18 protein-coding genes are annotated in these 22,366 nt (G+C 51.3%); 7 read left to right on the top strand and 11 right to left on the bottom strand.

Annotated features, from left to right (window positions below; translation table 11 throughout):
- Window positions 1-104 precede the first annotated feature (104 nt).
- The gene (locus tag OGY17_RS17675; RefSeq protein WP_265639745.1) at window positions 105-1,100 is read left to right on the top strand and encodes an acyltransferase; all 996 of its coding nucleotides are present in this window, start codon (window positions 105-107) and stop codon (window positions 1,098-1,100) included.
- Here the strand turns inward: OGY17_RS17675 and yiaB are convergent.
- From yiaB to xylA, 3 genes are all read right to left on the bottom strand, one after another.
- Entirely contained in the window at window positions 1,097-1,462 is a 366-nt protein-coding gene (gene yiaB, locus OGY17_RS17670; RefSeq protein ID WP_048215326.1) for an inner membrane protein YiaB, read from the bottom strand. The two genes, OGY17_RS17675 and yiaB, sit on opposite strands and share 4 nt — an antisense overlap.
- A 167-nt stretch (window positions 1,463-1,629) precedes the next feature.
- A complete protein-coding gene (gene xylB / locus OGY17_RS17665) occupies window positions 1,630-3,084 on the bottom strand; it encodes a xylulokinase (protein WP_286607938.1) in 1,455 nt (484 codons plus the stop codon).
- A 71-nt stretch (window positions 3,085-3,155) separates the two neighbouring features.
- The gene (gene xylA, locus OGY17_RS17660; protein ID WP_286607935.1) at window positions 3,156-4,478 is read right to left on the bottom strand and encodes a xylose isomerase; all 1,323 of its coding nucleotides are present in this window, start codon (window positions 4,476-4,478) and stop codon (window positions 3,156-3,158) included.
- A gap of 361 nt (window positions 4,479-4,839) precedes the next feature.
- Between xylA and xylR the strand changes: the two genes are divergently transcribed.
- Window positions 4,840-6,018: a D-xylose utilization transcriptional activator XylR gene (xylR, locus tag OGY17_RS17655; RefSeq protein ID WP_003827365.1), complete on the top strand. Its 1,179-nt coding sequence runs from the start codon at window positions 4,840-4,842 to the stop codon at window positions 6,016-6,018.
- Between the two features lie 44 nt (window positions 6,019-6,062).
- Here the strand turns inward: xylR and OGY17_RS17650 are convergent, their stop codons facing one another.
- The gene (locus OGY17_RS17650) at window positions 6,063-6,887 is read right to left on the bottom strand and encodes a protein bax (protein ID WP_008786441.1); all 825 of its coding nucleotides are present in this window, start codon (window positions 6,885-6,887) and stop codon (window positions 6,063-6,065) included.
- 316 nt (window positions 6,888-7,203) lie between these two features.
- Here OGY17_RS17650 and malS point away from each other — a divergent pair, with 316 nt between their 5' ends.
- The gene (gene malS, locus OGY17_RS17645; protein ID WP_286607933.1) at window positions 7,204-9,234 is read left to right on the top strand and encodes an alpha-amylase; all 2,031 of its coding nucleotides are present in this window, start codon (window positions 7,204-7,206) and stop codon (window positions 9,232-9,234) included.
- A gap of 175 nt (window positions 9,235-9,409) precedes the next feature.
- Window positions 9,410-10,660, top strand: a complete 1,251-nt coding sequence (gene avtA, locus OGY17_RS17640; protein WP_003837697.1) for a valine--pyruvate transaminase — start codon at window positions 9,410-9,412, stop codon at window positions 10,658-10,660.
- A 34-nt stretch (window positions 10,661-10,694) separates the two neighbouring features.
- Here avtA and OGY17_RS17635 read toward each other — a convergent pair whose 3' ends face one another.
- The gene (locus OGY17_RS17635; RefSeq protein ID WP_286607931.1) at window positions 10,695-11,168 is read right to left on the bottom strand and encodes a 4Fe-4S dicluster domain-containing protein; all 474 of its coding nucleotides are present in this window, start codon (window positions 11,166-11,168) and stop codon (window positions 10,695-10,697) included.
- Window positions 11,169-11,334: 166 nt separating this feature from the next.
- A complete protein-coding gene (locus tag OGY17_RS17630) occupies window positions 11,335-12,150 on the bottom strand; it encodes a helix-turn-helix domain-containing protein (protein WP_003827350.1) in 816 nt (271 codons plus the stop codon).
- A 252-nt stretch (window positions 12,151-12,402) separates the two neighbouring features.
- On the opposite strand from OGY17_RS17630, the gene OGY17_RS17625 reads away from it, so the two are divergent.
- Together OGY17_RS17625 and OGY17_RS17620 are read left to right on the top strand one after the other, a co-directional pair.
- Entirely contained in the window at window positions 12,403-13,803 is a 1,401-nt protein-coding gene (locus OGY17_RS17625) for an MFS transporter (RefSeq protein WP_286607929.1), read from the top strand.
- A 10-nt stretch (window positions 13,804-13,813) separates the two neighbouring features.
- Window positions 13,814-15,769: a glycoside hydrolase family 127 protein gene (locus tag OGY17_RS17620; RefSeq protein ID WP_286607927.1), complete on the top strand. Its 1,956-nt coding sequence runs from the start codon at window positions 13,814-13,816 to the stop codon at window positions 15,767-15,769.
- A gap of 87 nt (window positions 15,770-15,856) precedes the next feature.
- Here the strand turns inward: OGY17_RS17620 and OGY17_RS17615 are convergent, their stop codons facing one another.
- Entirely contained in the window at window positions 15,857-16,597 is a 741-nt protein-coding gene (locus OGY17_RS17615) for a MipA/OmpV family protein (RefSeq protein ID WP_286607925.1), read from the bottom strand.
- Window positions 16,598-16,718: 121 nt separating this feature from the next.
- Between OGY17_RS17615 and OGY17_RS17610 the strand changes: the two genes are divergently transcribed.
- Entirely contained in the window at window positions 16,719-17,669 is a 951-nt protein-coding gene (locus OGY17_RS17610; protein WP_103284581.1) for a LysR family transcriptional regulator, read from the top strand.
- A 16-nt stretch (window positions 17,670-17,685) separates the two neighbouring features.
- Here OGY17_RS17610 and OGY17_RS17605 read toward each other — a convergent pair whose 3' ends face one another.
- The 4 genes from OGY17_RS17605 to yiaY form a co-directional block, all read right to left on the bottom strand.
- On the bottom strand, window positions 17,686-18,822 hold the full coding sequence (locus OGY17_RS17605) for an HlyD family secretion protein (protein ID WP_003827345.1): 1,137 nt from the start codon (window positions 18,820-18,822) through the stop codon (window positions 17,686-17,688).
- Window positions 18,823-18,827: 5 nt separating this feature from the next.
- Complete coding sequence (locus OGY17_RS17600; RefSeq protein WP_121540541.1) at window positions 18,828-19,151, bottom strand: DUF3302 domain-containing protein; 324 nt, start codon at window positions 19,149-19,151, stop codon at window positions 18,828-18,830.
- A gap of 250 nt (window positions 19,152-19,401) precedes the next feature.
- A complete protein-coding gene (gene aldB / locus OGY17_RS17595) occupies window positions 19,402-20,940 on the bottom strand; it encodes an aldehyde dehydrogenase AldB (protein ID WP_048215318.1) in 1,539 nt (512 codons plus the stop codon).
- Between the two features lie 92 nt (window positions 20,941-21,032).
- The gene (gene yiaY, locus OGY17_RS17590) at window positions 21,033-22,184 is read right to left on the bottom strand and encodes an L-threonine dehydrogenase (RefSeq protein ID WP_235126189.1); all 1,152 of its coding nucleotides are present in this window, start codon (window positions 22,182-22,184) and stop codon (window positions 21,033-21,035) included.
- Window positions 22,185-22,366 lie beyond the last annotated feature (182 nt).

The raw sequence follows: 22,366 nt of genomic DNA, 5'->3' as shown, positions 1-22,366 counted from the left end.
CTCATCAGACCATCTCAAGCTTTAGCGTAAGAACTCGGATTATTCCAGTGAGCTACGTTCGCAAAATATCGGTCAGACTTTTTTTAATGGACACAGAGGAACTGATGCAGCCCAAAATTTTCTGGATTGATAACCTGCGCGGGATAGCCTGTTTAATGGTCGTGATGATCCACACCACAACCTGGTACATCACCAATGCGCAAAGCGTCAGCCCGTTGAATTGGGATCTGGCTAACGTGCTCAATTCAGCCTCTCGCGTCAGCGTTCCGCTGTTCTTTATGATTTCGGGCTATCTGTTCTTTGGTGAGCGTAGCGCCAAACCGCGCCATTTCCTGCGCATCGCACTTTGCATTCTGTTTTACAGCAGCGTGGCGCTGGCCTATATCCTGCTGTTTACCTCGATCAACGCTGAGCTGTCGCTGAAGAACCTGCTGCAAAAGCCGGTGTTCTATCACCTGTGGTTTTTCTTCGCGATCGCCGTCATCTACCTGGTTTCTCCGCTGATACAGGTGAAAAATATCAGCGGCAAGATGCTACTGGCGCTCATGGTTGTCATTGGGGTGATTGCCAATCCCAACACCGTCTCGCAAAAAATCGGCGGCTTTGAGTGGCTCCCAGTCAACCTGTACATCAGTGGCGATACTTTCTATTACATCCTGTACGGCATGCTGGGCCGGGCGATTGGCATGATGGATACGCAAAAGCGTGCGCTCAGCTGGCTCTGTACGGCGTTATTCATTACCGCAGTATTTATTATTTCTCGTGGCACATTGCATGAACTGCGCTGGCGAGGCAATTTTGCCGACACCTGGTACCTCTACTGCGGCCCAGCGGTATTTATTTGCGCCGCCTCGCTCCTGACGCTGGTCAAAAATACGCTCAGCGCACGTACTCTGCCGCTACTGGGCCTTATTTCCCGCCACTCGCTGGGCATTTATGGCTTTCATGCGCTGATCATTCACGCACTACGTACCAACGGAATTGAACTCAAAAACTGGCCACCGCTGGACATGCTGTGGATTTTTAGCGCCACGCTGGCGGGTAGCCTGCTGTTGTCCATACTCTTGCAGCGTATCGATACGCGCAGGTTGGTGAGTTAAGACTCACCCTTTTGTTCATTCGGCCCTGGACGCAGGAGTAAAACTTGTCCGGCCAAACACACGAAGAATGCTGCCGGGTATAACCCTATTTCGAAGGGCGCCAACGGGGCATTCCACACCCCCACCAGCAACAGCCCTGCCGTGATGAGCGCCACCATCTGACATACGGAAGCGAAGCGTTCATCGTTTTGATTGAGATTTACTGCGCGCTGATAGGCATACGTTACGAACATCCCCGTCATCAGCGCCCCCAAAAAATACCCCTTGCCGCTCAATAACGGGCATGCGCGCCATAAACCGATACTGTAAGTCAGTATGCCTGAGAGGAATAATATCCATGGCAACAGCCTGGTTGTCTTCATTGGGATCTCCTTATCCATCATGGATACAATATGAATAACCCGCTAAAGACAACACAGAAAAAAGCGACTACACAGGACTTTCAGAATACATCCATACGTGTAATTTATTATTTTTGTGGATATATGTATGCGGCAAATTCCCCTCTGCTAGCCAGAGGGGAAAGTGGTCAGGACATCAGCGGTTGTAATTGCTGATAGATACGACGGAAGGTTTCTCGACGCTGTTGATAACGAGCATGACGCTCCGCGTCAGGATAATGCGCCTGCTCCAGCGTAAGTTGAGGCAGTAACTCTGATAACGACGTTTGCGGATTCATGGCAACTTGCGCCAGGCGCGCCGCGCCGAGTGCAGGACCAACGTCACCGCCGGTACGGTAATCCAGCTGCAATCCGCTGATGTCAGATAGCATCTGACGCCAGTATTCACTACGCGCCCCACCGCCGATCAGCGTAATGCTGGCGGGCTGAATGCCACAGGCATGTACCACGTCCATACCGTCAGCCAGCGCAAACCCCACACCTTCCAGCACCGCCTGTGCCAGTTCTGCCGGACCATGCTGATGCGTCAGACCGAAAAATACGCCCTTGGCCTGCGGATTGTTATGCGGCGTACGCTCGCCGGACAAATAAGGTAAAAACCAGACCGGCTCCGCGTGTTCATCCGCCTGTTGCGCAGCGTCAATCAACGCAGGAACGCTCGCCAGTCCGGTTAATTTTGCCGCCCAGTCCAGACACGATGCCGCACTTAACATTACAGACATCAGATGCCATCGCTCAGGCAAAGCATGGCAAAAACTGTGAACCGCACTTTCCGGTTTGCTAAGGAAACCATCACTCACCGCAAAATAGACGCCGGATGTCCCCAGCGAAAGCATCGCCTGACCGGCATTCATCATGCCTACGCCAACCGCGCCCGCCGCGTTATCACCACCTCCGGCAACAACCGCAACCTCCTGCATTCCCCAGGCTTTAGCGACGTCTGGCAATAAAGTTCCGGTAATCTCGCTGCCTTCATAGAGCGCAGGCATATGTTCGCGAGTCAGTTTACAGGCAGCCAGCATGACATCGCTCCAGTCACGCTTCGCGACATCCAGCCACATTGTCCCTGCCGCATCAGACATATCGCTGGCAAAATCACCGGTCATGCGCAAACGCAGGTAATCTTTCGGCAGCAGGACTTTATCAATCTGGTTGAAAATCTCCGGCTCGTGGCGTTGCACCCACAGCAGTTTTGGCGCGGTAAAGCCAGGCATCATCAGGTTGCCGGTGATGGCACGAGACTGCGGAACCTGACTCTCCAGCATCACGCACTCTTCAGCACAGCGACCGTCGTTCCATAAGATAGCCGGACGCAATACCTTCTGTTGTTCATCCAGTAGCGTAGCGCCGTGCATCTGCCCGGCAATCCCTAACGCTTTCACCTCGCGGAGTGAATGCTGCTGACCCAGTGCTTTTACCGCGCGATCCGTTGCCAGCCACCACTGCTCTGGGTCTTGTTCTGACCATAACGGGTGCGGGCGCGAGACGGTGAGTTTCTCCGTTTTTGAAGCCACCACATCGCCCTGCTCATTGAGCAGAATGGCCTTTACGCCTGATGTGCCAAGATCTATCCCGATATACATAAGGCATCGTTCCTTAAAGAAAGGCCCGGTAGCGCTAGCTGACCGGGCGTACGGACGTTCTCAGAGACCCGTTATTTGTCGAAAAAATAATGGTTTACCAGATTTTCCAGCAATTCCTGATGACCGCTCTGGTGCACTGGCGCCAGGTTGTGTTGTTCAGCGTACTGCGCAATTTCTGTCAGCGTCATCTGGCCTTTCAGAATTTGCTGGCCCAGCTCACCATTCCAACCGGCATAACGTTTAGCCACACGCTGATCCAGACCACCGTCTTCAATCATACGGGCCGCAATTTTCAGGGACAGCGCCATGGTATCCATCGCGCCAATATGACCATAGAACAGATCGTATTTATCGGTACTCTGGCGACGTACTTTGGCATCAAAGTTCAGGCCGCCGGTAGTGAAGCCGCCCGCTTTCAGGATTTCGTACATCACCAAGGCATTCTCTTCTACGCTGTTCGGGAACTGGTCGGTATCCCAGCCCAGCTGTGCGTCACCGCGGTTGGCATCGACAGAGCCAAACAGACCCAGCGCGATAGCGGTGGCGATTTCGTGATGGAACGAATGGCCTGCAAGCGTAGCGTGGTTGGCTTCGATATTCAGTTTGATCTCTTTTTCCAGACCGAACTGCTTGAGGAATCCGTACACGGTCGCCGCATCGTAGTCGTACTGGTGCTTGGTCGGTTCCTGCGGTTTCGGCTCAATAAGCAAAGTGCCCTGGAAACCAGTTTTGTGTTTGTGTTCCACGACTAATTGCATGAAACGACCAATCTGCTCACGTTCCTGACGCAGATCGGTATTCAGCAGTGTTTCATAACCTTCACGGCCGCCCCACAGAACGTAGTTTTCACCACCTAACTTGTGCGTGGCATCCATGGCCGTAACCACCTGCGTGGCGGCCCAGCTGAACACTTCTGGATCTGGGTTTGTGGCCGCACCCGCACCGTAGCGTGGGTTAGTGAAGCAGTTTGCTGTACCCCACAGCAGCTTCACGCCGCTCTGTTCCTGTTTTGCCGCCAGCACATCAACCATCTGCGCAAAGTTGTTTTTGTACTCTTTCAAAGACGCGCCTTCCGGCGAAACATCCACGTCATGGAAGCAGTAGTAAGGCACGTTCAGCTTGTGGAAAAACTCAAATGCCACATCCGCTTTGCGTTTCGCCAGCGCCAGAGCTTCACCAGGCTGCTGCCATGGACGATCGAAAGCGCCCATACCGAACATATCCGCCCCGTTCCAGCAGAAGGTATGCCAGTAGCAGGCCGCAAAACGCAGATGATCTTCCATGCGCTTGCCCAATACGATTTCGTCAGGGTTGTAATGGCGAAATGCGAGCGGGTTGGTGGATTGAGTGCCTTCGAAACGAACACGATCGAGTTGGTCAAAATAAGCCGGCATAATAAGCTCCATAATCAGGTAATACGGCAAGTAAACTGCGATATGGCTATACTGGAATTTCCTGATTTATTGCTCAATTACGTTATTTCACACCGCCATTAAGAGAATACCCAAACGTGCGCTGGCTCCCAAAAAAACGCGCTAAATAAAGAAATAAAAAAGCGATCGCGATCGAAGGTTAGTCATTAAACAAAAAACCGTAATGCGCAGATAAAAAATGACAATTGTCATCCCGCGACCAGTATGTAAATTTTGCGTAGCCTCAGGCAATCAGGAATTTTGTCACGCTTCATCAAGCAGTCGTACCTGCGGTTTTGCTAGTATCGACAGGCCCACGTTAACCTTTCCAGGACAGGTTCTTATGTTTGATAAACGTCACCGCATCACTCTGCTATTTAATGCCAATAAAGCCTACGACCGCCAGGTGGTAGAAGGTGTGGGTGAATATTTACAGGCATCGCAATCCGAGTGGGATATATTCATTGAGGAAGATTTCCGCGCCCGTATCGATAATATTAAAGACTGGTTAGGCGACGGCGTTATTGCTGATTATGACGATGATGATATTGCGCAATTACTTGCCGATGTTGAAGTTCCCATCATCGGCGTTGGAGGCTCCTACCATCTGGAGCAAGATTATCCACCGGTACATTACATCGCCACCGACAACCATGCGTTGGTAGAAAGCGCTTTCCTGCACCTGAAGGAAAAAGGGGTTAACCGCTTTGCATTCTATGGTCTGCCATCGTCAAGCGGCAAACGCTGGGCCGCGGAACGTGAATATGCGTTTTGCCAGCTGGTTGCCAAAGAGAAGTACCGCGGCGTTGTCTATCAGGGGCTGGAAACCGCACCGGAAAACTGGCAGCACGCGCAAAATCGTCTGGCGGACTGGCTACAAACACTACCGCCGCAAACAGGTATTATCGCCGTTACCGATGCACGGGCACGACACGTCCTGCAAGTTTGCGAACACCTGCATATTCCGGTTCCGGAAAAGCTGTGTGTGATTGGGATCGACAACGAAGAACTGACCCGCTATCTGTCGCGGGTGGCGCTTTCATCCGTGGCTCAGGGAGCCAGGCAGATGGGGTATCAGGCCGCTAAGCTCTTACATCGTTTACTGGCAAATGAAGAGCTGCCGCTGCAACGTACACTGGTTCCTCCGGTGCGCGTCATTGAACGCCGCTCAACCGACTACCGTTCATTAACCGATCCGGCGGTGATTCAGGCGATGCACTTTATCCGCAACCATGCCTGTAAAGGTATTAAGGTTGAACAAGTGCTGGATTCAGTGGGGATTTCTCGTTCGAATCTGGAGAAGCGTTTTAAAGAAGAGGTCGGAGAGACTATCCACGCCGTGATTCATGCCGAAAAGCTGGAAAAAGCGCGCAGCCTGTTGATATCTACCACACTTTCAATCAACGAAATCTCACAGATGTGCGGCTATCCGTCTCTGCAATATTTTTATTCGGTCTTTAAGAAAGAGTATGACACGACGCCCAAAGAGTATCGCGATGTGAACAGCGAAGTGTTGCTGTGAGGATTATTGCCGGATGCGGCGAAGCCGCCATCCGGCACACAGAATTACATATGCGCGGCGATTAAACGCTGGTTATCCTGATACATTGCGAACAGATAATTGTTGTAGCTCTGTCCTTTAGTGGAATAACCCTTCAGCTTATGAATCATCGCGGTAGCGGTGACTTCCTGATCGGCTTTACGCAGCTGCGCACGTGACTTACGGAATGAAGAGTAAGCCGGATGCGTGTTCAGGTTGATGACGTAAGCATTCACCGACTCTTTCACCGATTCAAACTGTGAGTAGCCTTTCACCTTACCCGGGGCATTATTACAACGACCTTTGCCACATTTCATGCCAAACAGGTTGTTGTTGCTACGCGCCAGCTTCGACGTACCCCAGCCACTTTCAGCCGCAGCCATGGTTGCCACCATACTGGTCGGGATAATGTCTACGCGCTCAAGCAGCGTATTCCATGGGATTTTACGCGTGTTGCCAGACCAGCTCACCTTGTAGCGCTTCGCGATGTCTTTCATACGCGTACGCTCAGTCGGTGACCAGCGGTTCTGGTACTGTTTTGAAATCAACCAGTTACGGTCCGCCGTAATGGCAGCATTTTGACTGGTAATATAAGGCATAACCGTCCGGAGAAACGCTTTTTTCCTTGGTGTTCCGGAAGGGTATTTTCGCAAATCAGGAAGTGAACTACTCTTTGCACTATTGCGAGAATACTCTTGTTTACTGCTTACCTGTGTATTACTTGTCTTGATTACCTGGGGCTTGTGACTCGTTGTCGCCGTGTGTGTCTTTGCCAGCACCTCACCCGAAAATGCAACGGTGAGTAACATAAGAATCATTGCCCCATATCGTCGAATGGGAGTCAATATCATTAGGTCTCCTGGTCGGATTTATACATTCCAACACCTTATATTTTTCACAAAAATGAGAGATGAATCTCAAATCATATCAAAAATAGCCGTCAAGAGCACCCAAAGGAATAGTCCAATTCTGAAACCATGTCACGCATTAACGGTTCAGGGTGCTATTAATTCGAAGAAAATGTGGAGGTTATCGCAAAATGAGTTCATTTTTTGCGCGCGTTCGCTCACCCTCACTTCTCCTCCTGGCGGAATCGACTCAAAGGAGGAGTTTCCGGCCTGATTTCACTGGCAAACTGGCGAAAATCGCAGCACCAAGGACAGCATTATGAAACTTGCCGCCGTTGCGCTGGCGCTCATGCCCGGCATTGCCATCGCCTCATCATGGACTTCTCAGGGACTCCCCACCTTCGAAGCGGAAGGTACGGGTAAATTCGTCAGCCATGCAGCGTTGACGAAGGGTACGCGTCCTTTAATCCTAAATTTTGACCAACAGTGCTGGCAGCCTGCTGATGCGATAAAACTCAACCAGATGCTGTCGCTAAAACCGTGTGAAGGCGCCCCGCCGCAGTGGCGCTTATTCAAAGACGGCGATTACACGCTGGAAGTGGATACCCGCTCCGGAACGCCAACGTTGATGCTCTCGGTAAAAAGCGCCGCAGACCCTGTCACGACCCAGATTCGCCAGTGCCCGAAATGGGATGGTTCGCCGTTAACACTGGATGTGAGCCAGACCTTTCCGGAAGGTGCCGTGGTGCGCGATTTCTACAGCCAGCAAACGGCAACGGTAAAAAATGGGTCTATTACACTACAGCCTGCCGCAGCCAGTAACGGACTGTTGCTGCTGGAACGGGCGGAAACTGATGCCCCGGCCGCTTTCGACTGGCATAACGCTACGGTGTATTTCGTCCTGACGGATCGCTTTGTAAATGGTGACCCGAGCAACGACCACAGCTACGGTCGGCGCAGCGATGGCATGCAGGAAATTGGCACCTTCCACGGGGGCGATTTACGCGGTCTTGCCAGCAAACTCGACTATCTGCAACAACTGGGCGTCAATGCGTTATGGATCAGCGCGCCGTTTGAGCAAATCCACGGCTGGGTCAGCGGTGGCACCAAAGGCGATTTCCCCCATTATGCTTACCACGGCTATTACACTCAGGACTGGACCACGCTCGATGCGAATATGGGTAATGAAGCTGACCTGCGTGCGCTGGTTGACGGCGCGCACCAGCGCGGCATTCGCATCCTGTTTGATGTCGTCATGAATCATACCGGCTACGCCACGCTGGCGGATATGCAGGAGTATCAGTTTGGGGCCCTGTACTTGTCGGGCGATGAACTGAAAAACACGCTCGGTGAACGCTGGACGGACTGGAAGCCAGCCGCCGGGCAAAGCTGGCACAGCTTTAATGATTACATCAACTTCAGCGATAAAGCAGGCTGGGAAAAATGGTGGGGGAAAAACTGGATCCGCACCGATATTGGCGATTACGACAATCCGGGTTTTGACGACCTGACCATGTCGCTGGCTTTCCTGCCCGATCTGAAAACCGAATCCACCACGCCTTCCGGGCTGCCAAACTTTTATCAACACAAACCGGATACGCACGCTAAAGCTATTGCTGGTTATACGCCCCGCGATTATCTGACCCACTGGCTCAGCCAGTGGGTGCGTGATTACGGGATTGACGGGTTTCGGGTCGATACCGCCAAACACGTCGAACTTCCCGCCTGGCAGCAGTTAAAAACACAGGCCAGCGCGGCGCTGGTTGAATGGAAGAAAGCGAACCCGGATAAAGCGCTTGATGACAAACCTTTCTGGATGACCGGCGAGGCCTGGGGTCACGGCGTTATGCAAAGCGACTATTACCGTCACGGCTTTGATGCGATGATCAATTTCGACTATCAGGAGCAGGCGGCAAAGGCCGTCGATTGTCTGGCAAATATGGATGTCACCTGGCAACAGATGGCTGAGAAATTGCAGGATTTCAACGTTCTGAGCTATCTTTCCTCGCACGATACGCGTCTGTTCCGCGAAGGTGGAGACAAAGCCGCCGAGCTATTGCTGCTGGCGCCAGGCGCGGTACAACTCTTTTACGGAGACGAGTCGGCCCGGCCCTTTGGACCAACAGGTTCAGACCCATTGCAGGGTACGCGCTCAGAAATGAACTGGCAGGATGTGGCCGGGAAATCTGCCGCCAGCGTCACTCACTGGCAGCGCATCAGTCAGTTCCGGGCCAGACATCCCGCCATCGGTGCTGGTAAACAGACCACGCTGACATTGAAGCAGGGATACGGATTTATCCGCGAGCATGGCGACGATAAGGTGATGGTGGTGTGGGCCGGTCAGCCCTGATCCCAACAGGCTTCTCGCTGTGCATACAGCGGGAAGCCCAACACAAAATAAAAAACCAGCCAGGCAAACATCTGTAGCACAAAACATCAATCTAGCTCGTCCCCCTGATTTGCACCCTGCCATAGGTAGCGCTATGGTTAGCCACTTTACTACTCAGTTCGACAGACCCCCTGCTATGACATTCTCACTTTTTGGCGACAAATTTACCCGCCATTCAGGCATCACCCGCCTGATGGAGGACCTCAACGACGGTTTACGCACCCCAGGCGCCATCATGCTCGGCGGTGGTAATCCGGCGCAAATTCCAGAGATGCAAAATTACTTCCAGTCTCTGCTGACAGATATGCTGGCAAACGGCAAAGCCACTGATGCGCTTTGCAATTATGACGGTCCGCAAGGGAAAACCGAGCTACTGTCTGAACTGGCGAAACTGCTACGTGAGAAGCAGGGTTGGGATATCGAGCCACAAAATATTGCACTGACAAATGGCAGTCAGAGCGCGTTTTTCTACTTATTCAATCTGTTCGCCGGACGCCGCGCTGACGGAACAACGCAAAAAGTGTTATTCCCGTTAGCCCCGGAATACATTGGCTATGCCGATTCCGGGCTGGAAGAAGATCTCTTCGTCTCAGCACGTCCGAACATTGAGCTGCTACCGGAAGGCCAATTTAAGTATCACGTTGATTTTGAACACCTGCACATCGGTGAAGAAACGGGCATGATCTGCGTGTCGCGCCCCACTAACCCGACAGGCAACGTGATCACCGACGACGAGTTGATGAAGCTGGACCGGCTGGCCAACCAGCATGGGATCCCGCTGGTGATTGATAACGCCTATGGCGTACCATTCCCTGGCATTATCTTTAGCGAAGCACGCCCACTGTGGAACCCCAACATTGTGTTGTGCATGAGCCTTTCCAAGCTGGGTCTGCCAGGTTCCCGCTGCGGCATCATTATCGCGAATGAAAAAATCATCACTGCGATTACCAATATGAACGGCATCATCAGCCTTGCACCTGGCGGAATGGGACCGGCGATGATGTGCGAGATGATTAAACGTAACGATCTGCTGCGCCTGTCCGAAACGGTTATCAAGCCGTTTTACTATCAGCGCGTTCAGGAGACGATTGCGATTATTCGCCGCTACTTGTCTGAAGATCGCTGCCTTATCCATAAACCTGAAGGCGCGATTTTCCTGTGGCTATGGTTCAAAGATTTACCGATCACCACCGAACTGTTGTATCAGCGTCTGAAAGCGCGCGGCGTACTGATGGTTCCTGGTGACTACTTCTTCCCGGGGCTGGATAAACCCTGGCCGCATACCCATCAGTGCATGCGGATGAACTACGTGCCAGAGCCGGAGAAAATCGAAGCTGGCGTGAAGATTCTGGCTGAAGAGATCGAACGCGCCTGGCTGGAAGGCTAACGCAAACCCGACCCAAGTGCGGGTCGGGCTCACTTCACAGCGGCTGTGAACGCAGGCGCTGGCGCTGAATACTGACGGCATCAACACACTGCAACGCGCTGGTCGGGCAGGCTTCGACACACGCTGGTCCCGCCTCGCGATGCCAGCACAAATCGCATTTTATCGCCTGCACCCGCGACGAACGGGCAACGACATTCATTGCCCCAAACGGGCAGGCCAGCATACAGCTTTTACAACCAATACAACGTGCCTGTTCAACGAAGATATGCCCATGTTCACGACGAATAGCGTGAGTTGGACAAACATTCGCACAGGGAGCGTCTTCGCATTGATGGCAGGCGACCGCCGTGGTAAAGGCGTCGTCTTTGATGACCCGAATCCGCGGTACAAACGCTGAAGAAGAAACCGAAGCACAGTCCTGGTTTTGCTGATGCGCGACGACGCAGGCAACTTCGCAGGTACGACACCCAATACATTTTGCCGCATCCGCCATAATAAACGCGTTCATTGCCCCCTCCCTCTGCGTGAAAACCACAGAGTGCCAGAGAGACCGCCCCTGACGCTTTGATCGGACAGGGGAAACGGTTAAATATTGTCAGGTGCCTGAACGACTTTGGGGGATTGCATGCACTTTTGTAGGCCGGGTAAGCATAGCGCCACCCGGCGATCCTCATTTACGCCGAATTAATATGCTCTTTGCAGTAGCGCCGTTTCCACGCCGCAGGCGTCAGGCTGGTATGCTTACGAAAGATTTTACGAAAGTAACCCACATCATTAAATCCACATTTAATCGCCACTTCGGTAAGCGACAGCGAGTCACTGATCAACAGCTTTTCTGCCGCCCTTACCCGCTGGCGATGCAATGCTTCAGTTAGCGTCAGCCGGAAAGCGCTACGGAATACACGCCCCAGATAATCCGCATTGCAATGCAGCTCTTTCGCCAGAGTTGAGGCACTAATCGGCAGGTGGAACTGGGTGTGGATTATTTGTTGCGCTTTCCATGCCAGCGCATTACCGGGGCTATCTGCGGGTTGCTCGCTAGCCGCCGCGGAGATTTGCTGCAAAATCAGCAGTAGGATCAGTTCCAGCGCAACGCTGCGATGAATATTTTCCTGCTCGCGTAAGAACTGGCGAAACAGCGAAATAATATATTGTGGCTCGCTAACCCGGGCATGCTGAGGAATCGCAAGCAACGGTTCTGTAAGTGAAGCATCGTTTTCTGCTGTCACCTCAAAGTGTAGCCAGTAAAATTTCAAATCAGCCGGAAACTGTCCCACACCAATATGCGAACGCTGCGGCCATAACAGCAAACTTTCTCCAGCATTCACGCAAAAAACGGTCTGGCCTTCGCGAATCGTTAATGTCCCTTTTTCGACAAAGATGATTTCCCAGGATTGCAATTGCCGCGCCGGATGGCTTCCCACACCTCGGGAAATAAATAGCCCACCATTTTGCACTTTAATCGGAAGAGACATGGATAATTCGAGCATATATATTCAAATTCCCGCTTTTTACATCATTTAAACTTCTCTTTATTATTGATTATTCACGATAAACTTGCTTTTCGCTGGATCGAAATCACATTTTTATAATGAAGTCGGAATTGTCATCTTTTTATACTTTTCTCTTCCCTTGTTGACCCAAACATTTCGTGCAGAATAAATAACGTACTTTGCAAATTACAAACAAATAACCCGCAACGTAGCGGGATACTTTCTGAACATCCTCTCCGGGAGTTATTTATGACTTCGGCTCCGATTACGACATCTGATTTGGCACAGCGTGCCCAGGACGACAAATTATCCCTGCGTGAAAAAATAGGTTATGGGTTAGGCGATGCTGGCGGGACGGTAATTACCTGTCTGATCATGAACTTCCTGACATTTTTCTACACCGATGTCTTCGGGTTAACGCCCGCACTGGTCGGCACATTGTTTATTGCCCTGCGTGTATTTGATGCCATTTCCGATCCGATAATGGGCATACTTGCCGACCGCACGCAAAGCCGCTGGGGGCGTTTTCGCCCATGGCAGCTGTGGGTGGCAATTCCCATTGGCATCATTGGCGTACTCACGTTTACCGTCCCTGACGCCAGCATGAGCGTAAAAATCGCCTGGGCATTCGGCACCTATCTACTGCTCTCTGTCGGCTATACCGCCATCAACGTACCGTATTGTGCGCTGATCAACACCATGACGACCCGCCATAACGAGGTGATCGCCTGTCAGTCCTGGCGCTTTGTGCTGTGCGGCGTGGCGGGATTCCTTGTCTCCGTTGGTCTGCCGTGGATGGTGGATATTCTGGGTCAGGGCAATGTCGCGCAGGGTTATCAGTTCGGCGTGGGCATCCTGTGCGCCATCGCTGTGATGATGTTCCTGTGCTGCTTCTTCTGGGTTCGCGAGCGTGTGCCGCTGGCGATGATGGGGAAATTTACCCTGCGTGAACACATTGGTGGGCTACGCAAAAATGACCAGTTGCTGCTGATGCTGGTGATGTCTTTCCTGCTGATTAACGTCTTCAATATTCGTGGCGGCGGGTACATGTATTTCATTACCTACGTGCTGGAAGGCAGTACCGCTTACACGTCGCTGTTTTTCACCATGGTGACCTTTGCGTCCATCATCGGTTCAGTGGTTGTCAGCCCGCTGACCCGCCGTATAGATACCGTCAAACTCTATTACTACACCAACCTGGTGCTGGCAGCCCTGGCAGTGATGATGTGGTTCCTGCCGACCGGTCCGGCTTATCAAACATTATGGCTGGCGGTTATTCTCGGCAACGGCATTATTCTGGGCTTTACGCTGCCTCTGCACTTCTCGCTGATGGCCTTTGCCGACGATTACGGCGAGTGGAAAACCGGCGTGCGTTCTTCCGGCATGAATTTCGCCTTCAACCTGTTTTTCATCAAGCTGGCCTGGGCCTCAAGCGCGGGGATCATCAGCCTGTTATTTATTTTTGTCGCCTATCAGCCAGGCGCTGGTAACCAAACCGCCAGTTCGCTGCAAGGAATTACCGCGATGGAGACGCTGCTTCCCGCGCTGTTCCACCTGCTGTTGGCGCTGTCTATCCGCATCTGCAAACTCAATAATCCGATGATGTCGCGCATTGCCACCGATCTGCGTCAGCGTCATGTACAGCCTTAAGGAGCACGAAATGAACGTACTGGAAGTCGACCTGCATAAGCTCACCGTCAGCGATCCGTTCCTCGGACAATACCAACAGTTGGTCCGTGATGTAGTGATCCCCTACCAGTGGGATGCGCTGAATGACCGCATTGCAGAGGCGGAACCAAGTCATGCGATAGAGAACTTTCGTATCGCCGCAGGACTGCAGGATGGCGAATTTTACGGCATGGTTTTTCAGGATAGCGACGTAGCGAAATGGCTGGAGGCAGTCGCCTGGTCCCTGTGCCAGAAACCTGATGCGGAACTTGAGAAAACCGCAGATGAGGTCATCGAGTTGGTGGCCGCTGCGCAGTGTGAAGACGGCTATCTCAATACATACTTTACAGTGAAAGCCCCGGATGAACGCTGGACTAACCTCGCCGAGTGTCATGAGTTGTACTGTGCAGGTCATTTGATCGAAGCAGGCGTCGCGTTCTTTCAGGCGACGGGAAAACGTCGTCTTTTAGACGTAGTGTGTCGTCTGGCAGACCACATCGATAACGTTTTCGGGCTTGGAGAGAATCAACTGCGCGGCTATCCGGGACACCCGGAAGTTGAGCTGGCGTTAATGCGCTTATACGAAGTGACCCAGCAACCACGCTACATGGCGCTGGTAAATTACTTTGTGGAGCAGCGCGGCGCGCAACCCCATTTCTATGACGAAGAGTACGAAAAGCGTGGCCAAACCTCTTACTGGCATACTTACGGCCCGGCATGGATGGTGAAGGACAAACCCTATAGCCAGGCTCATCAGCCCATTTCAGAACAGCAAACGGCGATCGGTCATGCAGTACGTTTTGTTTATCTGATGACCGGCGTGGCGCATCTGGCACGCTTGAGTCAGGACGAAGGCAAACGTCAGGATTGCCTGCGTCTGTGGAAAAACATGGCCCAGCGTCAGTTGTACATTACCGGCGGGATCGGTTCACAAAGCAGCGGCGAGGCGTTTAGCAGCGATTACGATCTGCCTAACGACTCCGTGTATGCGGAAAGCTGCGCCTCAATCGGTCTAATGATGTTCGCCCGCAGAATGCTGGAGATGGAGGCAGACAGCCAGTATGCCGACGTGATGGAGCGCGCCCTGTATAACACCGTATTGGGCGGGATGGCGCTCGATGGCAAGCACTTCTTCTATGTGAACCCGCTGGAAGTGCATCCTAAATCATTAAAATTCAATCATATTTATGACCACGTGAAACCCGTTCGTCAGCGCTGGTTTGGCTGCGCCTGTTGCCCGCCGAATATCGCCCGCGTACTCACCTCTATTGGTCATTACATCTACACACCACGTCAGGACGCGCTGTATATCAATATGTACGTGGGCAATAGCATGGAAGTCCCCGTGGCGGATGGCTCGCTCAAGCTGCACATTAGCGGGGATTATCCATGGCATGAGCAGGTGAAAATCGCCATCGAATCGCCGCAGTCGATATATCACACCCTGGCCCTGCGCCTGCCAGACTGGTGCACCGCACCGCAGGTTTTACTGAATGGTCAGCCAGTTGAGCAGGATATTCGTAAAGGCTATTTGCACATCAGCCGAACCTGGCAGGAAGGCGATACGCTCAGTCTGACCCTGCCAATGCCGGTGCGTCGGGTGTACGGAAATCCATTAGTTCGTCATGTTGCCGGTAAGGTCGCCATTCAGCGTGGACCGCTGGTGTATTGCCTGGAGCAGGCCGATAACGGTGAGGAATTGCATAACCTGTGGTTGCCAAAAGAGAGTGAGTTCAGAGTATTCGAGGGTAAGGGATTGTTCAGCCATAAAATGTTAATTCAGGCTGAAGGCGTGAAGCAAAGTACTGCCGATGCAGCACAACAATCGTTGTGGCACTACGATGTTTCCCCAGCTTCGCGCCAGGCGCATACATTGACGTTTATTCCGTGGTTTAGCTGGGCGAACCGTGGTGAAGGCGAAATGCGTATCTGGATAAACGAGCAGTAATAATAAGGCGGATGGCGGCGGTTAGCCCCCATCCGTCAATGTCTCATGAAAAGATTGCCCTCCTCCCTGAGGACAAACGGGTGAGAATCAGAAACGCCAGGTCAGACCGGACATAAAGGTGAAGCTGTCATCACGATCAACCATCGGACTATTTTTAATGTCATCCGGCAGTGCGCTATAGTTGGCGCTTGCCAGCAGCGTCAGGTTAGTGGTTAATGCGTATTTAGCGGACAGGCCAACATACGGTGTCCAGCTATCGCCTGGGGAATAGCTTGATAAACCACTACGACGGGACTCATTACCCGAAATGCCGTAGTAGTATTCATTGAATTTTTCGTCATAGTAGAGCACGCCAATTGATGGCGTCAGCGTCAGCTTGCCCATCGGCATTGGACGGAACAGTGAAACTTCCCCTACCCAGCCATTACTGTTGTCCAGCACATCCGCAGCGGCGGAGACTTTCACGCTACCCCATCTTTCATGGTGATACCACGCGGCACCCGCCATTGCAGTTGTGTCACGCTTATCCAGCGCTTTCATTGCGTGATCGTCATTGTCACCGGGATCAAACTCCAGCGGCATATAAGAGGCAGTAATACTAAATTCATTACTTTCACTCTTAGACAAAATATAACCTAGCGTTGTTTGCCTAAAATAAAATGATTCACTTTCATAACTGACAAGCGGTACTGCGTGAACATTATCATTATACCCGCGATAAGGTGATTCATTATATACAGCGCCAGCGCCAATAGAAAATTCTGCGGCAGTTGCACTCGCCATAAAAGAAAAGGCGAGCAGCGCCACAATATTGTGTTTAATTAACATGCCAACATTCCATTTTAAAATAAGCTACAAAGCGGGTGCATAATAATGCTTACAATTTCATCGGTGCAAGGTTCATATTTATATAGTAATATATATAAAATTATATATATTGGGCTTGGCGATGAATAAATTACAACTTAAACACCGGGAACTGAAGATTATTTCGGTAATTGCTGCCAGTGAAAATATCAGCCATGCCGCTACTGTTCTCGGCATTGCTCAGGCCAATGTAAGTAAGTATCTTGCTGATTTTGAATCAAAAGTTGGGCTAAAGGTATTTGACCGCACCACCCGACAACTGACCCTCACGCCGTTTGGTATAGCGTTACTTCCTTACATCAATGACATGTTAGACAGAAATGATCAGTTAAATAATTTCATTGCTGATTATAAGCACGAGAAACGTGGAAAAGTAACGGTATATGCACCAACCGGAATTATTGCTTACTTATCGCAACATGTTATTGCAAAAATTATGGATATTGGCGATATCAGTCTGGTGCTAAAAACCTATAACCTGGATCGCAAAGCATTTTATGAAGGCGTCGACTTTCCTGACGATTGTGATATTTTACTTTCCTATGCTCATCCTAAAGATGAATCACTGGTCGCCAGTTTTATCACTAAATATGCGGTTATTGCTTTTGCCAGTCGGGAATATCTCACCAAGAATCCTATTAGTAGTCCTGATGAATTAGTTAACCATTCCTGCATTCTAATTGATTCTATGATGATTGATGATGCCAACATTTGGCGATTCAATTCTGCTGAAGACAAAAAGATGCGCGACTATCGTGTGACGGGAAATTACATCTGCGACAATACACAATCCGCACTGGCGCTGGCGCGTAATCATTTGGGGATTGTTTTTGCGCCAAATGAAAGTGTGCAAAGAGATTGTCGTTCCGAGATGCTGGTCCCGTGTTTCTCGGAGCAACATGAATGGTGGCTGGATTTAGTGGCGATTTTCCGCAAGCGTGAATACCAGCCCTGGCGAGTGCAGTATATTCTCGATGCAATGCTCGCGGAGATACGTCAGCAGCTTGCTCAGGCGATACGACAGCCTGAGTAAGCGAAATAGCCTGCGCTTAGTGGTCGAGATACAGGTAATGCACCCAACTGGTCATCCGCAGCAACACCTTGCGCATGACCGACACATGTTCGAAATGGTCAGAGTAAACGGCAACCTGGGCGTAAATCCCATCAGGTAATGCGTTCACATCCGCATTGTCGTTCAGCTCAATCGTGGCGATTACCCCTTCCGAACCGGGCGTAGAGTTTAAAGATTGCAGTGCCCCGTTCGACTGGTATGTACCACCCGGTACTGCCGGACTAATGGCGGCCAGTTTACCGCTAAACACCTTACCCGGCAGGGCATTAAACACCACTTCCGCTTCATCGCCTGGCTCCAGTCGCAACAACGAGTTTTGACGGAACTGGGCGATAATTTGTCGTTTCTGATCCGGGATGAATACCATGACCGGGCGCATCGGCAGCGCGGCGGCATAGGTTCCTGGGCGCATCAGCACCTGAGTGACGTAACCATCGCTGGGCGCGCGAACCACGGTCTGGTCCAGGTTGAACTCTGCTTCCGCTAGCTGTGCTTTCAGGCTGGCAATTTGCGAATTCTCACCCAGTACCAGGCTGTCCAACTGGCTCTGAATTTGCTGTTGTTCTGCAACGGAGGATTTCACCGAGGCTTCCTGCGCCAGGTAGTTTTGGCGCGCCGCATCGATATCGCGTTCAGAAAAAGGATTCACTTTCGCCTGACTCCCCTGCGCATAGCGCTGGTAATCTTTTGCCAGTTTGTCACGCGTGGCCTTTGCCCGCTGCGTGTTGGCTTTCATTTCGTCTAACTGCGCAACCAGAGCCTGCTCTTTATGCTGTGCGGTAACAATATCAGCCTTCAGGCGATCGACCCGCGCCTGATAACGCCCTGGATTAAGCTTAAACAGAACCTCGCCTTTTTTGATTAGCGTATTCTTCTTATCCGTTACTTCTGTCACTACACCCGTTACCTGCGGCACCACGGGAATAGAAATTACCGCTTTTTGTGCCTTAAATGTATACGGATGGTTATAATTCATCAGTAATATAAGTCCGCAAACAATGAATATACCGCCTAATGCCGCGGTAGGAACTGTCCATTTATTTACAGGAATTTTAAAAATTTTAAATATTGACCATGCACACGCCACATAGGTCAGAACAATCAGTAAATCCATCGATATTACTCCGCCGGAGAGGTCTTGACCTCACCCAGTTTCTTTTCCAGATCCGCAACCCTTGCCTGAAGCTGGATCAGGGAAGAATCCGCGCTCTGCATGCCCCACCCGCGTTCCGGGCGATAAAGCGTTGCCCAGATCCATAAAAAGGGCCAAATAACATGTAAGGTAAACAAACTAACCCAACCCGCAACATGTATTGCGTCGGCATGAGGATGGTTACGTTTCTTTGCAATTAGATAGGGAATATCATGCAGAATAATAATCCCGTAAAAAATGACCAGGAATACAAAAATAAGCACTCCTAATGCAAAATAATTAAGGAACATATTTGCCTCAGGGATTTAAATTAAGGAATTCGGATGCAATTTGATTTAAACAATAGAGTTGATAATAGTATTGGAATGACCAGATTGGATGCAATTATCTTATTTATATAACGATATATGGGTTTATATATACCCGTCGTCTTTCGAGCTGCTTCTTTTTTGGCTGCGTTCGTTCACCCCAGCCACTTACCTGAGGACATAACTTGATGCCCGGTACGCTAAACGCGACCGGGCAGTAGGTGACGTGAAATTAAAACAGCCCCAGTGGTTTATCAGAGTAGCTTACTAACAGGCATTTGGTTTGCTGATAATGCTCAAGCATCATCTTATGCGTCTCGCGCCCGATACCCGACTGCTTGTAGCCGCCGAACGCCGCATGCGCCGGGTAAGCATGGTAACAGTTGGTCCAAACTCGCCCCGCCTGAATCCCACGCCCCATTTTGTAAGCCAGATTTCCGTTTCGACTCCAGACACCAGCGCCAAGCCCATATTGGGTGTCATTAGCGATTTCCAGCGCTTCCTCCATGGTTTTAAACGTCGTGACGGCCAGCACCGGTCCGAAGATCTCCTCCTGGAAAACCCGCATGTTGTTCTTACCAAACAGAATGGTCGGTTCGAGGTAGTACCCCTCTTTTAACTCGCCATCCAGCTGCTTGCGCCGCCCGCCGGTGAGAACATCTGCCCCTTCTTTTTTACCAATGTCGATGTAATTCAGAATGGTTTCCAGTTGACCATGCGACACCTGTGCGCCCATTTGCGTCACGCTGTCTAACGGGTTGCCGCTACGGATACTTTCCACCCGACGTATGGCTCTTTCCATAAAACGTTCGTAAATGGATTCTTGTACCAGCGCCCGACTCGGGCAGGTACATACTTCGCCCTGGTTGAAGGCAAACAATGCAAAACCTTCCAGCGCTTTGTCAAAGAACGCATCTTCTTCATCCATCACGTCCGCGAAGAAGATATTGGGGGATTTCCCGCCCAGCTCCAGCGTGACAGGGATAATGTTCTGCGTGGCGTACTGCATGATCTGCTGCCCAACTTCCGTTGAGCCGGTAAACGCCACTTTTGCAATGCGTTTTGACGTCGCCAGATACTCACCGATTTCCCCTCCCGCGCCGTTTACCACGTTCACCACGCCAGGCGGGAGCAGATCGCCGACAACTTCCATCAGCAACAACACGGACAGCGGCGTCAGACGCGCAGGTTTAAGCACGACACAGTTACCGGCAGCCAGGGCGGGCGCCATCTTCCAACTGGCCATCAACAGCGGGAAGTTCCACGGGATAATTTGCCCCACCACGCCAAGAGGTTCATGGAAGTGATACGCCACGGTATCGCTATCAACTTCGCTTATTCCCCCTTCCTGTGCACGAATACAGGACGCGAAATAGCGGAAATGGTCAATCGCCAGCGGCACATCTGCCGCGCTGGTTTCACGGATGGGTTTACCGTTATCCCAGGTTTCAGCCGTCGCCAGCAGCTCCAGATTTTGCTCCATACGATCGGCAATTTTGAACAAAATCGCCGCCCTGTCCTGCACGGAAGTCTGCGCCCATTTGTCTTTTGCTTTGTGCGCGGCATCCAGTGCCAAATCGATGTCCTTTTTGCCGGAAGAGGCCACTTCGCACAGTAATTGCCCGGTTACCGGCGTCAGGTTTTGGTAATACTCACCGTCCACCGGTGCGACCCAGTCACCGCCGATAAAGTTATCGTATCGGGCTTTTAACTTCAGAGGGTAACCATACTCGCCGGGATAAATACGCGTTGAAGGGGGGTTATTGGTCATGACCGTCTCCTTGCTGTAGGGGTACTACAAGGGTAGACGGGACTGGCGAATTATTCGCCAGCCTTTTACTGCTTTACGACAGGTATCACGAATTACATGGCAGCACGATAAATCGCCATGATTTCTTCATGTGTCGCCTGAATCGGGTTAGTGAAACCACAGGCATCTTTCAGGGCATTAGTCGCCAGAACGGCAAAATCTTCTTCTTTCACGTTCAGCTCACGCAGCCCAGCCGGAATATTCACTTTCTGCGCCAGTTCGCGGATCGCCGCGATGCAGGCTTCCGCCCCTTGCTCTTCGCTCAGTCCAGCCACGTTAACGCCCATCGCAGCCGCGCAATCGCGCAGGCGGGCGGCAGCAACTTTGCTATTAAATACCTGTACATGCGGCAGCAGTACGGCATTACATACTCCGTGTGGCAGATCGTAGAAGCCACCCAGCTGGTGCGCCATCGCATGCACGTAGCCAAGGGAGGCATTGTTAAAGGCCATACCTGCGAGGAACTGCGCATAGGCCATGGCTTCGCGCGCCTGAGCATTGCCGCCCTCTTCCACGGCGACCGGCAGGTTTTCCGCAATCATGGTGACGGCTTTAAGCGCGCACGCATCGGTAATGGGGGTCGCAGCAATAGAAACATAGGCTTCGATAGCGTGAGTCAGCGCATCCATACCGGTAGCCGCCGTCAGAGACTTCGGCATACCGACCATCAGCGAGGAGTCATTGACGGACAGCAGCGGTGTAACATGCTTATCCACAATCGCCATTTTAATGTGGCGTACTTCATCAGTGATGATGCAGAAGCGGGTCATTTCAGATGCCGTACCCGCCGTGGTGTTGATGGCGATCATCGGCAGCTGCGGTTTTGCAGAGCGGTCTACACCTTCGTAGTCACGAATATCGCCACCATTAGCCGCCACCAGCGCAATGCCCTTCGCACAATCGTGTGGAGAGCCGCCGCCGAGAGAAATAACGCTATCACAGTCATTTTCTTTCAGCATTTTCAGGCCAGCAGCAACGTTACTGGTCGTGGGGTTAGGATGCGTACCATCGTAAATTACGCTGGAAATATCATGTTCCTGTAGCGCTTTTTGAATATCGCCAGCCATACCTAATTTCGTCAGCATGGCATCCGTAACAATCAGCGTACGGCGAAAACCATATTCCGCCATTGTATTCATTGCGTCTTTTAATGCGTCAGCGCCGATTACATTCACGGAAGGAATAAAAAATGTTGAAGCAGCCATTGTACGATCCTTAATTACTCTAAAGAGGTAGGAAGCATACGAGTGAAATTTCCAACAAAATATGATCGTGGTTGTTATTTTAATAACACTTACAATTAAAAAGCACATTAGGTTCATAATCTAATGTGCTTATTTCAATCAACATCTATTTTGTATTAATTCATTTAATCCATGAATTAATT

It is taken from the genome of Citrobacter sp. Cpo126 (assembly GCF_030332445.1).
Lineage (GTDB): Bacteria > Pseudomonadota > Gammaproteobacteria > Enterobacterales > Enterobacteriaceae > Citrobacter > Citrobacter portucalensis.
The sequence above is the reverse complement of the archived record's forward strand: the minus strand, read 5'-3'. Positions and strand labels throughout refer to the sequence as shown.

What these genes read in the sequence shown, in the direction of transcription:
- OGY17_RS17675 (WP_265639745.1), top strand. Translation starts at nt 105, where the DNA reads ATGCAGCCCAAAATTTTCTGGATTGATAACCTGCGCGGGATAGCCTGT.
- yiaB (WP_048215326.1), bottom strand. Translation starts at nt 1,462, where the DNA reads ATGAAGACAACCAGGCTGTTGCCATGGATATTATTCCTCTCAGGCATA.
- xylB (WP_286607938.1), bottom strand. Translation starts at nt 3,084, where the DNA reads ATGTATATCGGGATAGATCTTGGCACATCAGGCGTAAAGGCCATTCTG.
- xylA (WP_286607935.1), bottom strand. Translation starts at nt 4,478, where the DNA reads ATGCCGGCTTATTTTGACCAACTCGATCGTGTTCGTTTCGAAGGCACT.
- xylR (WP_003827365.1), top strand. Translation starts at nt 4,840, where the DNA reads ATGTTTGATAAACGTCACCGCATCACTCTGCTATTTAATGCCAATAAA.
- OGY17_RS17650 (WP_008786441.1), bottom strand. Translation starts at nt 6,887, where the DNA reads ATGATATTGACTCCCATTCGACGATATGGGGCAATGATTCTTATGTTA.
- malS (WP_286607933.1), top strand. Translation starts at nt 7,204, where the DNA reads ATGAAACTTGCCGCCGTTGCGCTGGCGCTCATGCCCGGCATTGCCATC.
- avtA (WP_003837697.1), top strand. Translation starts at nt 9,410, where the DNA reads ATGACATTCTCACTTTTTGGCGACAAATTTACCCGCCATTCAGGCATC.
- OGY17_RS17635 (WP_286607931.1), bottom strand. Translation starts at nt 11,168, where the DNA reads ATGAACGCGTTTATTATGGCGGATGCGGCAAAATGTATTGGGTGTCGT.
- OGY17_RS17630 (WP_003827350.1), bottom strand. Translation starts at nt 12,150, where the DNA reads ATGCTCGAATTATCCATGTCTCTTCCGATTAAAGTGCAAAATGGTGGG.
- OGY17_RS17625 (WP_286607929.1), top strand. Translation starts at nt 12,403, where the DNA reads ATGACTTCGGCTCCGATTACGACATCTGATTTGGCACAGCGTGCCCAG.
- OGY17_RS17620 (WP_286607927.1), top strand. Translation starts at nt 13,814, where the DNA reads ATGAACGTACTGGAAGTCGACCTGCATAAGCTCACCGTCAGCGATCCG.
- OGY17_RS17615 (WP_286607925.1), bottom strand. Translation starts at nt 16,597, where the DNA reads ATGTTAATTAAACACAATATTGTGGCGCTGCTCGCCTTTTCTTTTATG.
- OGY17_RS17610 (WP_103284581.1), top strand. Translation starts at nt 16,719, where the DNA reads ATGAATAAATTACAACTTAAACACCGGGAACTGAAGATTATTTCGGTA.
- OGY17_RS17605 (WP_003827345.1), bottom strand. Translation starts at nt 18,822, where the DNA reads ATGGATTTACTGATTGTTCTGACCTATGTGGCGTGTGCATGGTCAATA.
- OGY17_RS17600 (WP_121540541.1), bottom strand. Translation starts at nt 19,151, where the DNA reads ATGTTCCTTAATTATTTTGCATTAGGAGTGCTTATTTTTGTATTCCTG.
- aldB (WP_048215318.1), bottom strand. Translation starts at nt 20,940, where the DNA reads ATGACCAATAACCCCCCTTCAACGCGTATTTATCCCGGCGAGTATGGT.
- yiaY (WP_235126189.1), bottom strand. Translation starts at nt 22,184, where the DNA reads ATGGCTGCTTCAACATTTTTTATTCCTTCCGTGAATGTAATCGGCGCT.